Source organism: Pseudomonas sp. DVZ6 (assembly GCF_024259445.1).
Classification (GTDB): Bacteria; Pseudomonadota; Gammaproteobacteria; order Pseudomonadales; family Pseudomonadaceae; genus Aquipseudomonas; species Aquipseudomonas peradeniyensis.
On record NZ_JANCLM010000001.1, the window covers coordinates 144772 to 157229 of the forward strand.

General features: G+C 65.0%; 14 protein-coding genes. 8 read left to right on the forward strand and 6 right to left on the reverse strand.

Going from position 1 to position 12458, the window contains the following annotated elements:
* Window positions 1–6 precede the first annotated feature (6 nt).
* The 3 genes from lolD (at window position 7) to NMG10_RS00595 (ending at window position 2636) form a co-directional block, all read left to right on the forward strand.
* Window positions 7–690, forward strand: coding sequence for a lipoprotein-releasing ABC transporter ATP-binding protein LolD (gene lolD / locus NMG10_RS00585; protein ID WP_177330835.1), 684 nt, complete (start codon window positions 7–9; stop codon window positions 688–690).
* Between the two features lie 61 nt (window positions 691–751).
* Window positions 752–1996 (forward strand): lipoprotein-releasing ABC transporter permease subunit, encoded by a 1245-nt coding sequence (locus NMG10_RS00590; protein WP_110738516.1) that lies wholly within the window; start codon window positions 752–754, stop codon window positions 1994–1996.
* 184 nt (window positions 1997–2180) lie between these two features.
* Window positions 2181–2636, forward strand: coding sequence for a transposase (locus tag NMG10_RS00595; RefSeq protein ID WP_050704852.1), 456 nt, complete (start codon window positions 2181–2183; stop codon window positions 2634–2636).
* Between the two features lie 132 nt (window positions 2637–2768).
* Here NMG10_RS00595 and NMG10_RS00600 read toward each other — a convergent pair whose 3' ends face one another.
* Window positions 2769–4112: a heavy metal sensor histidine kinase gene (locus tag NMG10_RS00600; RefSeq protein WP_269806737.1), complete on the reverse strand. Its 1344-nt coding sequence runs from the start codon at window positions 4110–4112 to the stop codon at window positions 2769–2771.
* On the reverse strand, window positions 4112–4792 hold the full coding sequence (locus NMG10_RS00605; RefSeq protein ID WP_232856051.1) for a heavy metal response regulator transcription factor: 681 nt from the start codon (window positions 4790–4792) through the stop codon (window positions 4112–4114). Before NMG10_RS00605 ends, NMG10_RS00600 begins: the two co-directional genes overlap by 1 nt.
* 157 nt (window positions 4793–4949) lie before the next feature.
* Here NMG10_RS00605 and NMG10_RS00610 point away from each other — a divergent pair, with 157 nt between their 5' ends.
* On the forward strand, window positions 4950–5465 hold the full coding sequence (locus NMG10_RS00610) for a plastocyanin/azurin family copper-binding protein (protein WP_232856052.1): 516 nt from the start codon (window positions 4950–4952) through the stop codon (window positions 5463–5465).
* A gap of 68 nt (window positions 5466–5533) precedes the next feature.
* Window positions 5534–6364 carry an NADPH-dependent 7-cyano-7-deazaguanine reductase QueF gene (queF, locus tag NMG10_RS00615; protein ID WP_232856053.1) on the forward strand — a complete coding sequence of 277 codons (831 nt, stop codon included), beginning with the start codon at window positions 5534–5536 and terminating at the stop codon, window positions 6362–6364.
* 33 nt (window positions 6365–6397) lie between these two features.
* On the opposite strand, the gene NMG10_RS00620 is transcribed toward queF, so the two are convergent.
* Together NMG10_RS00620 and NMG10_RS00625 are read right to left on the reverse strand one after the other, a co-directional pair.
* The gene (locus NMG10_RS00620; protein WP_203647444.1) at window positions 6398–6661 is read right to left on the reverse strand and encodes a DUF4404 family protein; all 264 of its coding nucleotides are present in this window, start codon (window positions 6659–6661) and stop codon (window positions 6398–6400) included.
* 123 nt (window positions 6662–6784) lie between these two features.
* Window positions 6785–7336: a phosphonoacetaldehyde phosphonohydrolase-related protein gene (locus NMG10_RS00625; RefSeq protein WP_203647443.1), complete on the reverse strand. Its 552-nt coding sequence runs from the start codon at window positions 7334–7336 to the stop codon at window positions 6785–6787.
* A gap of 188 nt (window positions 7337–7524) precedes the next feature.
* Between NMG10_RS00625 and NMG10_RS00630 the strand changes: the two genes are divergently transcribed.
* Window positions 7525–8232 (forward strand): VacJ family lipoprotein, encoded by a 708-nt coding sequence (locus NMG10_RS00630; RefSeq protein WP_254463444.1) that lies wholly within the window; start codon window positions 7525–7527, stop codon window positions 8230–8232.
* Window positions 8233–8283: 51 nt separating this feature from the next.
* Here the strand turns inward: NMG10_RS00630 and NMG10_RS00635 are convergent, their stop codons facing one another.
* A complete protein-coding gene (locus NMG10_RS00635) occupies window positions 8284–8583 on the reverse strand; it encodes a PilZ domain-containing protein (RefSeq protein ID WP_050704859.1) in 300 nt (99 codons plus the stop codon).
* 269 nt (window positions 8584–8852) lie between these two features.
* Here NMG10_RS00635 and rssB point away from each other — a divergent pair, with 269 nt between their 5' ends.
* Together rssB and rssC are read left to right on the forward strand one after the other, a co-directional pair.
* Window positions 8853–10037: a two-component system response regulator RssB gene (gene rssB, locus NMG10_RS00640; protein ID WP_254463446.1), complete on the forward strand. Its 1185-nt coding sequence runs from the start codon at window positions 8853–8855 to the stop codon at window positions 10035–10037.
* Window positions 10034–10516, forward strand: coding sequence for an anti-sigma factor antagonist RssC (gene rssC / locus NMG10_RS00645; protein WP_023631332.1), 483 nt, complete (start codon window positions 10034–10036; stop codon window positions 10514–10516). The genes rssB and rssC overlap by 4 nt, the downstream gene beginning before the upstream one ends.
* 85 nt (window positions 10517–10601) lie before the next feature.
* Here the strand turns inward: rssC and NMG10_RS00650 are convergent, their stop codons facing one another.
* On the reverse strand, window positions 10602–12455 hold the full coding sequence (locus NMG10_RS00650) for an alkaline phosphatase D family protein (RefSeq protein WP_254463448.1): 1854 nt from the start codon (window positions 12453–12455) through the stop codon (window positions 10602–10604).
* Between the last annotated feature and the right edge of the window lie 3 nt (window positions 12456–12458).

Genomic DNA, 12458 nt, shown 5'->3' on the forward strand with positions numbered 1-12458 from the left:
TCGCGCATGAGTGATAAAGCCGTGTTGAGCTGCCGCAACCTGGGCAAGAGCTACGAGGAAGGCCCGGAGTCGGTTCAGGTCCTGTCGGGGTTGAACCTCGAGCTGCACCCGGGCGAGCGGGTGGCCATCGTCGGCAGCTCGGGCTCGGGCAAGAGTACCTTGCTCAACCTGCTCGGCGGCCTCGACACGCCGACCCAGGGCAGCGTCTGGTTGGCCGGCGAGGAGCTGTCGGCGCTGGGTGAGCGGGCCCGTGGCCTGCTGCGCAACCGCGCCCTGGGCTTCGTCTACCAGTTCCACCACCTGCTGGCGGAGTTCACCGCCCTGGAAAACGCCTGCATGCCGCTGCTGATCGGCAAGACACCGATCGCCGAGGCCCGCGAGCGTGCCGAGGCGCTGCTCAAGCGCGTCGGCCTGGGGCACCGGTTGAATCACAAGCCGGCCGAATTGTCCGGTGGCGAGCGCCAGCGCGTGGCGATCGCCCGCGCCCTGGTCAACCGCCCGGGCCTGGTGATGCTCGACGAGCCCACCGGCAACCTCGACCACCACACGGCCATGGGTATCCAGGAACTGATGCGAGAGCTGTCCACGCATTCGCAGACCGCCTTCCTGGTGGTGACCCACGACCTCAACCTGGCGCGCCAGATGGACCGCGTGCTGAGCCTGGAAGACGGGCGCCTGGTGGCGATCTGAATCGCCTGCGCGGGGCGCCCCGAGGCGTCCCGGTTCACACTTAGATTGGGTATCCCTGTTCATGTTCAGACCCTTGTCCTTGTTCATCGGTGCTCGCTACACCCGTGCCAAGCGTCGCAACCACTTCATCTCGTTCATTTCCATGACCTCGATGATCGGGCTGTCGCTTGGCGTGCTGGCGATGATCACGGTGCTGTCGGTGATGAACGGTTTCCAGCGCGAGATGAGTTCGCGCGTGTTGGGCCTGGTGCCCCATGCCGCGATCCTTGGCGCGCAACCGCTGGATGACTGGCGCAAGGTCGCCAGCGCCGCCGAAGGCAACCCGGCGGTGATGGCCGCGGCGCCGATCACCGAGATGGAGGGCATGCTCTCGTACAAGGGGGCGATGCAGCCGATCCAGGTTGCCGGCATCGACCCGGCCGAGGAGGGCAAGGTCTCCATTGTCACCCAGCATATTGTCCAGGGCAGCCTGCAGGCGCTGGTGCCCGGTGAGTACGGCGTGGTGATCGGTGAATTGACCGCCCGGCGTTTTCGCCTGAACACCGGCGACAAGCTGACCCTGATCGTTCCGGAAATCAGCAAGGAGCCAGGCGGCATCACCCCGCGCATGCAGCGCCTGACCGTGGTCGGCATCTTCAAGGTCGGCGCCGAGCTGGATGGCTCCCAGGCCTATATCCATGTCGCCGACGCCGGCGAGATGCAGCGCTGGGCGCCGGGCCAGGTGCAGGGCGTGCGCCTGAAACTGCACGACCTGTACGCCGCGCCGCAGGTGTCCAAGGCCATCGCTGCGGGGCTGGGCGACGGCTACCGCGCCGATGACTGGTCGCACACCCAGGGCAGCCTGTTCAGCGCGATGAAGATGGAAAAGACCATGATCGGCCTGCTGCTGATGATGATCATCGCCGTGGCCGCCTTCAACATCATCGCCACCCTGGTGATGGTGGTGAACGACAAGGGCGCGGATATCGCCATCCTGCGCACCATCGGCGCGACGCCGGCGCAGATCATGGGCACGTTCATGGTCCAGGGCAGTCTGATCGGCATCGTCGGCACGCTGATCGGCGGCGTGCTCGGGGTGATCCTGGCGCTGAATGTCAGTGCGGTGGTCGGCTGGGTCGAGCGGGTCAGCGGGCAGCACATCTTCACCTCCGACATCTACTTCATCAGCAGCCTGCCGTCGGAACTGCAGTGGGGCGACGTGGCGATCATCTGCGTGGCCGGGCTGGTGATGAGCTTCCTGGCGACCATCTACCCTGCGTACCGCGCCTCGCAGATCGAGCCGGCGATGGCGTTGCGTTACGAGTAAGCGCTATCGCGGGGCAAGCCCGCTCCCACGCCGGTCTTTGATGCCTGCAAGTATGAGGTCTGGCGTGGGAGCGGGCTTGCCCCGCGATGCTCGTACACGAACCATGAAACATCCGGTACCGCTTCCCTTCGCTGTCGATTGCATTGGCCATCTACCTTGAGAATTTTACTTCAAGGAGATCGACATGGATCGTCCCGCTTCCCACCGCCTGCGCCACGGCAGGTGTTCCGAGCCTAGCCGGGTCTACTTGCTGACCAGCACGACCAGGGACCGCTTTCCATTTTTTGAAGATTTCCAGGCTGCTCGTTGCTTGCCTTTCCATTTCAATCAGGCTGAGCAGGAGGGGTCTTTGTGCAGCCTCGCATGGGTGGTCATGCCTGATCACTTTCACTGGCTGATCAAGTTGGGAGATGACACGCTCGCTACGATTATGCGGCGATTCAAGTCGCGCAGCCGATGTTCGCTGTTCAAGCTTGGAAAACTGAAAGGACCATTATGGCAGCCGGGCTATCACGACAGGGCGCTGAGGCGGGAGGAAGATCTTCGCGAATTTGCCAGGTATGTGGTGGCTAATCCCTTGAGGGCAGGTTTGGTCAGGCGGCTTGGGGATTATCCTCATTGGGATGCTATCTGGCTATAGTCCATCGCGGGGCAAGCCCGCTCCCACGCCAGACCTCCTGTTTCCAGGCATCATAATCTGGCTCCCACGGCAGACCTCATATTTCCAGCCATCATAATATGGCGTGGGAGCGGGCTTGCCCCGCGATGAGGGCTACGCAGGCAACTCGATCACGAACCGCGTCCACCCACCTTCGCACTCCGCCCGAATCTTCCCGCCGTGGGCCTGCACGATCGAGCGGGTGATGGCCAGCCCCAGTCCCGCATGCTCGCTGCTGCCCTCCTGGCGCGCCGGGTCTGCCCGATAGAAACGGTCGAACAGCCGCTCCAGCAGTTGCGGGGCGATCGCCGGCCCACTGTTGGCCACCTCGATGCGCAACCCCGGCGCAAGGCTCACACGGATCTCGCCACCCGCCGGGGTAAAGCGCAGGGCGTTGTCCAGCAGGTTCGACAAGGCCCGGCGCAGCATGTGCCGGTCGCCTTCGACATGCGCCTGACCCTCGCGTGACAGCCTGACCTCGGCTTCCTCGGCCAGCGGCGCGTAATACTCCAGCAGCGCATCGATCTCGGTCGCCAGGTCCAGCGCCTGGCTATTGGGCATCAGCAGGCCGTGGTCGGCCTTGGCCAGGTAGAGCATGTCGTTGACCAGCTGGGCCATCCACTGCAGTTCCTCGAGATTGCCATGCAGGGCCTCGCGGTAGTCCTCGAGGCTGCGCGGGCGGGTGAGGGTGACCTGGGTATGGGTCAGCAGGTTGGACAGTGGTGTGCGCAATTCGTGGGCGATATCGGCGGAGAATGCCGACAGGCGCTGGAAGGCGTCGTCCAGGCGCTGCAGCATGGCGTTGACCGTGCCGGCCAGCTCGGCCAGCTCCTCGGGCATTTCGGCGACCGGCAGGCGGGTGGTCAGTGAGCGCGCGTTGACGCTGGCGGCGACCTTGCCCATCCGCCGCAGCGGCTTCAGGCCACGGCGCACGGCCCAGGCACCCAGCAGCGCGGTGACCAGCGCGCTGAGGCCGACCGTGAGCCAGATCAGGCGCTGCATGCCTTGCAGGAAGTGCTGGTGATGGGTGATGTCGAGGAACAGGGTCAGCTGCGGCGAGGCGGGCCGGGTTTCGTCCAGCGGCAGGCTCAGCCCGCGGTAGTCGATGCCCTGGGTATGCAGGGTGGCCAGGCCGGGCTGATTCGGGGCGTCCGGCAGGTCGCTGCGGCTGGCGAACCAGGTGGTGCCGTCGACCGCGCGCACGCGCAAGGCCAGGTCGGACTGATGGCTCAACTCGTTGAGCAGCCCCGGCAGGCGCGTGGCCAGTTGCTCGGAACTGGTGACGCCGTCAAGCAGGCTGCGCATCAGCGACAGACGGCCGCTGAGCAGCTGCTGGTCGAGCTCGACGAAGTGCTGCTCGCTGGCGCGGCTGAACAGCAGGCCGGCGCCCAGCGAAACACTGGCGGTGCAGGCGGCGAACAGCAGCGCCAGGCGGCTGCCGAGGGACAGGCGGCGCATCAGTCCTGGCGCTCCTCGAGCACGTAGCCCATGCCGCGCACGGTATGGATCAGCTTGGTGGTGTGAAGGTCGTCGATCTTCAGGCGCAGGCGGCGGATGGCCACCTCGATGACGTTGGTGTCGCTGTCGAAGTTCATGTCCCACACCTGCGAGGCGATCAGCGACTTGGGCAGCACCTCGCCCTGGCGGCGCAGCAGCAGTTCGAGCAGGGCGAATTCCTTGGCGGTCAGGTCGACGCGCTGGCCGGCCCGCTCGGCGCGGCGGCGGATCAGGTCAAGGCGCAGGTCGGCCAGGCTCAGGCAGGTGTCCTGGCTGGCGCTGGCGCCTCGGCGCAGCAGGCTGCGCACCCGGGCCAGCAGCTCGGAGAAGGCGAACGGCTTGACCAGGTAGTCGTCGGCACCCAGCTCCAGGCCGTGGACACGGTCCTCGACGGCATCGCGGGCGGTGAGGAACAGCACCGGCGTGTCCAGCCCGGCCTGGCGCACGGCCTGGAGGATCTGCCAGCCGTTGCGCCCCGGCAGCATCACATCGAGGATCAGCAGGTCGTGGTCGCCGGTCAGGGCCAGGTGCTGGCCGGTGTCGCCGTCGTTGGCCAGCTCAGTGGCGAAGCCGGCTTCGCTCAGGCCCTGGCTCAGGTACTGGCCGGTCTTGGCCTGGTCTTCGACGATCAGCAGTTTCATGTGTTTACCAACGGTTAGGGCCAACGTGATGCCGAAATGATACGTGACGATCCGGCGGCCTGCCCAAGCTGACAAAGTTGTAATCTTCCCGTCAGCCAGCTGCCAGCCAGCCTTTTCGAGAATGGCCTCATTCTCCCAGAACGACCCGGAGTCACCCATGAAACACCTGTTCATCGCCGCCGCCCTCGCACTGGTCAGCCTGCCGAGCTTCGCCGACAGCGGCAAACCCTTCGCCTTCGGCGAGCCGGCCGAGGCGGCCAAGGCCACCCGCACCGTCGAGGTGGTGCTCAAGGACATCGCCTTCGAACCCAAGAACATCAAGGTCAAGGCCGGCGAGACCGTGCGCTTCGTGCTGGTCAACCAAGGCAAGCTGCCCCACGAGTTCAACCTGGGCGACAAGGCCATGCATGCCGAGCACCAGAAGGAAATGATCGCCATGCAGGGCAAGATGTTCACCGCCGGCATGAACCACGAAGGCATGGACCATGGCCAGATGGATCACGGCCAGATGGGCGCTGGCCACGGCCATGACGGCGGCAATACCGTGCTGGTGCAGCCCGGCCAGCGCGCCGAGCTGACCTGGACCTTCCGCAAGTCGGCGCCCATCGAGTTCGCCTGCAACGTGCCGGGCCACTATCAGGCAGGCATGGTCGGCCCGCTGACCATCGAGTGACAACGGCTCCAAGGCGGGGTGCAAAACCGGTAGACTAGGGGCAATTTCGAACCTTCAGGTCAGTTTCCATGCATCCCGCCGCCGAACACTCCCCGCTGGGCAAGTCCAGCGAATACATCGCCACCTACACCCCCTCGCTGCTGTTCCCGATTCCCCGCCTGGCCAAATGGGCCGAGCTGGGTGTGAGCGGCGATGCGCTGCCGTGGCAGGGCGTGGACTTCTGGAACTGCTTCGAGCTGTCCTGGCTGCTGCCTTCGGGCAAGCCGGTGGTGGCCATCGGTGAGTTCGCCATCCCGTGCGATTCGCCGAACATCATCGAGTCCAAGTCCTTCAAGCTGTACCTCAACTCGCTGAACCAGACGGTGTTCGAGTCGGTGGAGGCGTTGCAGGCGTGCCTGGTGCAGGACCTGTCCGCCGCAGCCGGCAAGCCGGTCGCGGTCAAGGTCAGCACCCTGGCCGAGGTCGAGGGGCAGGGCGTGACCGCGCTGCCGGGCCTGTGCATCGATGCGCTGGATGTGAACATCAGCAACTACGAGCAGCCGCAACCGGAGCTGCTGCGTTGCGCGTCGGAGCGCGTGGTGGAAGAGACGGTGCACAGCCACCTGCTCAAATCCAACTGCCCGGTCACCGGCCAGCCGGACTGGGGTAGCGTGGTGGTGGAGTACAAGGGCCAGGCGCTGGATCATGCCAGCCTGCTGACCTACCTGATCAGCTTCCGCCAGCATGCCGACTTCCACGAACAATGCGTGGAGCGGATCTACCTGGACCTGAAAAACCTGCTCAAGCCTGAGCACCTGACGGTGTATGCGCGGTATGTGCGTCGTGGCGGGCTGGATATCAACCCGTACCGCAGCACCGGGGCGATCAGCCCGCAGAATCTGCGACTGGTGCGTCAGTAATGTAATGGGGCCGCGTTTGCGGCCCCATTCGGTTCAGATCCCCATGCTGTGCAGCGAGTTGACGATGCTGCGCAGGGTCGCCGTGAGGTCGGGGTGATCGGCTTCGAAGCGTTCGATGGCGAGGTTCACGCCATCGACGAGGTTGTTGTCGGGCGTGGCTTCTTCAAGCTTGAGCTGGGCTTCGATCTGCCTCGCCTCCTCATGCAGACTGGCCAGCTCTTCTTCCGAAAGCGGCACATTGCGATCCAGTTGCTCGCGCAGGCTATTAAGGCGCTCTTGCAGTTCGCGGGCAGGCATTGTTCGTTCTCCATCAATGGCTTGGCAAACCATGGACCTCGGCGAAGCGGCAAAGGTTCTGGCCTGCCTTCTAGCGTAATCCACCTGCCGCAGCTTTGCATGACCCGCATCAACGGGGATGTATCAGGGTTTCTCGCCCTTGTGCCGGCGCTGGGCGATGTCCGCCAGGCACGTGTCGAGGGATTCCAGGTGATCGATCACCGAGTGCACGCCCAGCCCGAACAGCGCCAGGGTGGCCTTGCCACGGGTGCGCTCCTGTTCCTGCCGGGTCATGGCCTGCCATTGGCTGGAGCCCAGGTCGCAGGCCGCCAGGCCCACTGTCCACAGGCCGGCGTTGAGCCCAGCCTGCAACAGCCGCGGCTCGCCGCTGACCAGCACGCAGCCGTCCAGGCGCTGGCTGTCGAGGCTCATCAGCGCCTGCCAGCAGGCGTTGGGCGCCGGCCACTTGCAGCCATTGACCAAGTGGCCTGGCAGCCAGTCGGGCAGCACGCTGCTCAGGCGCTTGCCCTGGGCGACGCTGAGTTCGTCGAGCCAGATGCACGGCACGGCCTGTGAGCGCAGGTGGTGAAGGGAGTCCAGGGCACCGGGGGCGGGCAGGGTGCCGCCGTCGGTTGCCTGGACCAGACAGCCGCGCAGTCCGAACAGCACGGCGGTGAAGGCGGGTGCGTCTTGCATGGCAACGTCCCTAAATACCCCGCAAGCTACCCGGCGATTGTGACCAAGGGATGACGACTACAGTTGTTCACAAAATCTTGACAGAGATATGTAAAACTACCGCTCAGCCAGCAAGCCAGTATACTTGCGCCCTATCGAGCAGCGCGCCAAAGGCCGTTGCCGCCGTGAAATCCGATGGAGAAACATCTATGCGTAGGATCGGTGCCGGAGTGATCGAGCGAGTCACCCAGGCCTGTGTCTGCGCCAGCTTGCTGCTGGCGCCCGTGGCATCCACCCAGGCGGCCACCGAGGAGGATCCGTGGGAGTCGGTCAACCGACCGATCTTCAGGTTCAACGATGTCCTCGACACCTATGCCCTCAAGCCGCTGGCCCAGGGTTACCAGTATGTCACCCCGCAGTTCCTCGAGGATGGCATCCACAACGTCTTCCGCAACCTGGGTGACGTCACCAACCTGGCCAACAACGTGCTGCAGCTCAAGCCTCGAGCGGCGGGCATCGACACGGCGCGGCTGATCGTCAACACCACCTTCGGCCTGGGCGGCTTCTTCGATGTCGGCACCAAGATGGGCCTGCAGCGCAACGACGAGGACTTCGGCCAGACCCTCGGCTACTGGGGCGTGCCCAGCGGGCCGTACGTGGTCATCCCGTTCCTTGGCCCGAGCACCGTGCGTGACGGCCTGGCCAAGTACCCGGACACCTACACCGAACCCTACCGCTACATCGACCATGTGCCGACCCGCAACTCGCTCATGGCAGTTGACGTGATCGACACCCGCGCCAGCCTGCTGTCGGCGGAGAAGCTGATCCAGGGCGACAAGTACATCTTCCTGCGCAACGCCTACCTGCAGAACCGCGAGTTCAAGGTCAAGGACGGCCAGGTCGAAGACGACTTCTGATCGACCGGCTCACGCAAAAGGCGACCTTCGGGTCGCCTTTTTCGTAACAGTTCAATGCATGGCCAGGATGCGCAGGCCGAACTTCTGCGCGCCGCCGGGCTGGTCGGCGATCCACACCACCTCGGTGCTGGCATGCAGGCCGGCAAGGGCGGCATGGTCGGAGTCGATGCGCACCTCGAGCTGGTCGCCCACCTTGAAACGCTGCGGTGCCTGGACCTGCATGCCGCTGCTGGAGAGGTCGATGCACACGGCGCTGATCACCTGGCCGGCGTGCAGCAGGCTGACCTCGGTTTCAATGCGCATGCGTATGAAATCGCGTTTTTCGCTGTAATCCACGGGAGGCTGGGACATGCTTGCATCCTTTCGTCAGGTTGCGCCGATGTGCTTTCTTATAACGCCGGGTGATTTGCCCTGTAAAGTGCGCGGAAGTCTTCCTTGCCATGCTTGAAACGCCAGGCGGATGGGAGTACCGTCAGCGCCTTACAGGGCACCTCGCTATTTGCCGGACCAGTCTTCTTGTCCTACAACTCAAATAGAGAGTGGCTAGAGAGCATTCCAGTAGCCGTCTGTCGGTCTTTCACAGCCGCTACGCCAACCCAAATCTGGCGCCGTTCGCCCACATGCAGAAACCCAGTGCAACGCTGCTGATCATCGATGACGACGAGGTGGTCCGTGCCAGTCTCGCCGCCTATCTGGAAGACAGCGGCTTCAGCGTCCTCCAGGCCGGCAACGGCCAGCAGGGCCTCCAGGTCTTCGAAGCACACCAGCCCGACCTCGTGATCTGCGATCTGCGCATGCCGCAGATGGGCGGCCTCGAACTGATCCGCCGGATCAGCGAGCGCGCGCCGCAGCTGCCGGTGATCGTGGTGTCCGGTGCCGGCGTCATGAGCGACGCGGTCGAAGCCCTGCGCCTGGGCGCGGCGGACTACCTGATCAAGCCCCTGGAAGACCTGGCCGTGCTCGAGCACTCGGTGCGCCGCGCCCTCGACCGCTCGCGCCTGGTGCTGGAAAACCAGCGCTACCGAGAGAAGCTCGAAGCCGCCAACCGCGAGCTGGAGGCCAGCCTGCACCTGCTGCAGGAGGACCAGACCGCCGGTCGCCAGGTGCAGATGAACATGCTCCCGGAAAACCCCTGGGTGGTCGGCGAGTTCGCCTTTGAGCACCAGATCATCCCGTCGCTGTACCTGTCGGGCGATTTCGCCGACTACTTCCGCGTGGATGACCGGCGCATCGCCTTCTACCTGGCGGACGTCTCCGGCCACGGTGCCTCGTCGGCGTTCGTCACGGTGCTGCTCAAGTTCATGACCACGCGCCTGCTGTTCGAATTCAAGCGTGGCGGCAAGATGCGCGAGTTCAAGCCGTCGCAGGTGCTCAGCCACATCAACCGCGGGCTGATCAACTGCAAGCTGGGCAAGCATGTGACCATGGTCGGTGGCGTCATCGACGAGGACACCGGCCTGCTCACCTACAGCGTCGGCGGCCACTTGCCGCTGCCGGTGCTGTATACCCCGGGCCAGGCCCGCTACCTGGAAGGCCGCGGCCTGCCGGTGGGGTTGTTCGACGAGGCCAGTTACCAGGACCAGGTGCTGGAGCTGCCACCGCAGTTCAGCCTCACCCTGATGTCCGATGGCATTCTGGACCTTTTGCCTGGGGACACACTCAAAGATAAGGAAGCGGCCTTGCCGGAAATCGTCAAGGCGGCGGGTGGTAGCCTGGAGGGGCTGCGCCAACGATTCGAATTGGCTACGCTTGGGGAGATGCCGGATGATATCGCCCTATTGGTGTTGAGCAGGAACCTTGAATGAGTACTGGTAGAATCCAGTTCGCCGAGCAGAGCGGGACCTTCGTTCTGAAATTTGTCGGTGAAGTGCGCCTGACCCTGTGTTCGGCGCTGGATGCGACGATCGAGAAGATCTTCACCGCGCTGAACTTCTCGGCCATCGTCATCGACCTGACCGAAACCGAGAGCATCGACAGCACCACCCTCGGCCTGCTGGCCAAGCTGTCGATCCTGTCCCGGCAGAAAGTCGGCCTGCTGCCGACCGTGGTCACCACCAACCCGGACATTTCCCGCCTGCTGCAGTCCATGGGCTTCGACCAGGTGTTCAACATCGTCGACCGCCCGGTGCCGTGCCCGGAATGCCTGACCGACCTGCCGTCCCAGGACCAGGACGAGAGCGTGGTGCGTTCCAAGGTGCTGGAGGCGCACAAGATCCTCATGGGCTTGAATGACTCCAACCGTGAAGCGTTCCACGACCTGGTGAGCGCGCTCGAGCGGTCCTGATCCTGCGCTAGACCTGCCGACGCCATCGCGGGGCAAGCCCGCTCCCACAGGATCATTGTGGGAGCGGGCTTGCCCCGCGATGGCGTCACTCCTGGATGAACGCCGTAGCCGGCGAACCATCCGCATTCAACTGATACACCCGCTCCGGCCGCCCCTGGCCATCGAAGAACACCTGCCCCAACCCCGCGCTGTTCCACAACCGCTCCCCGGCCTTGCTCCGGCTGGGCGTGCGCGGCACCACTTCCATTTCCCGGCGCTTGGTGAACCAGTTGAGCGGCGAGCGTGGCGAATACAGCCAGCGGTTGAGCCGGTCGAGCACATCCAGCAGGCGCCGGGGAAACTCGTTCTTGATCCCGCTGCTGGTCACCTGCCACAGGTGCGGGCTGCGCTGGCGGTGGCGGATCAGCACTTCGTAGACGAACGAGTAATGCACGTCGCCTGACAGCACCACGTAGTGCCCCGGCGTGCGCGAATGGCGGAAGATGTTGAGGATCACCTGCGCCGCGCCGCGATGGGCCATCCAGTTCTCCGCATCCACCAGCAGCGGGTAGCCCAGGGCGCTGAACACCCGCTGCACGGTCTCGATCAGCTTGACCCCGAAGATAGGCGCCGGCGACACGATGATCGCCGAAGGATGGTCGAGCAGCGCCTGCTGCAGTTCGCTCAGCGCCTCCCAGTCCAGCAGGCCGGAGGGCTTGCCCAGGCTGCTTTCGCTGCGCCAGCGGCGGGTGCGGGTGTCCAGCACCAGCAGCGGCGGGTTGCTGGGCAGCGCGTATTGCCAGCCCTGGAAACGCAGCAGCTCGCCGATCAGCTCGTCCCGAGCCTCGTTCAGTTGGCGGCATTGCCCGACCAGCGCCGCGCAACCGTCCGGGTCGTTGCCCCAGCCCTGGCACAGCAGGTAGCCGAGCAGGGCGTTGCCGATGATGCGGCGCGAGAACGGGTGGCCGTAGGCGGTCTGTTCCCATTGCGCCGACAGGTTCCAGTCGTCGGTGATGTCGTGGTCGTCGAAGATCATCAGGCAGGGCAGATGGGCCAGCACCCGCGCCACCTGGCCGAGGCCGTCGCGAAAAGCCTCGATCAGCGGCAGTTCGCGCTGATAACGGGCCTGGCGCTGCTCGGTCAGGCCCTCTGGCATGTCCATCCGCACCAGTGTCCACGGCAGCGGCGACCAGACCAGCAGGTACATGGCCATGACCTCGGCGAAGGTCACCAGGTGGTTGTCGGCGTTGCTGGACGAGAAGATCGGCTTGCGCTTGCCGCCGAAGAAGCGTTCGCGCAGGGTCTCGTTGCCTTGCTGGGCCGGCAGCAGGTCGGCGCGGTGGTAGTAGCAGGCCGGGTGGCGATAGAGTTCGGCGCCGCTGTCGACCAGGGCGCCGTCGAGGGCTTCGTCGAACAGGCCCAGGCGCTCGATCAGCGTGTGGATGGCACGCAGCATGGGGCCGGCGACATCGTCGGCATAGACCTGGTCACCGCTCATCAGCAGCACGGCGGGGCGTTCTTCAGGGCGCGGATCGGCGGCAAGCAGGCGGTCGGCGCAGAGCAGACCGTCGGCGGCCGGGTGATGGGGCTTGCGGCAGGAGCCGTGGAGCAACTGGTCAAGACGGTCGCGCAGCACGAAGCTGGGGCGGCTGGCGCCGGGGTAGAGCAGGTGTGGGGCCCAGTCGGCGATGCCCTGGCCGTTGGCCAGGCGCAGGTCGTACTCGAGCGCCACGTTGCTGGGCAGCGGGTGGTCGAAGTGGATGTCCAGCAGGTGAATGAAGGCGTGCTCACCGACCGCGATCACCTCGCAGCGCGTGGTGGCGCCGATGCCGGCTTGGTCGAGGAAAAATTCGGGTTGCAGCGGTTGCGAGCCGACCAGCCAGATGGCCAGGCGTTGCGGTTCCAGGCGGCGGAGGATGGGGCCGGCGAGGACGAGGGGGAGCGAAGCGGTGGCGGGCATGGA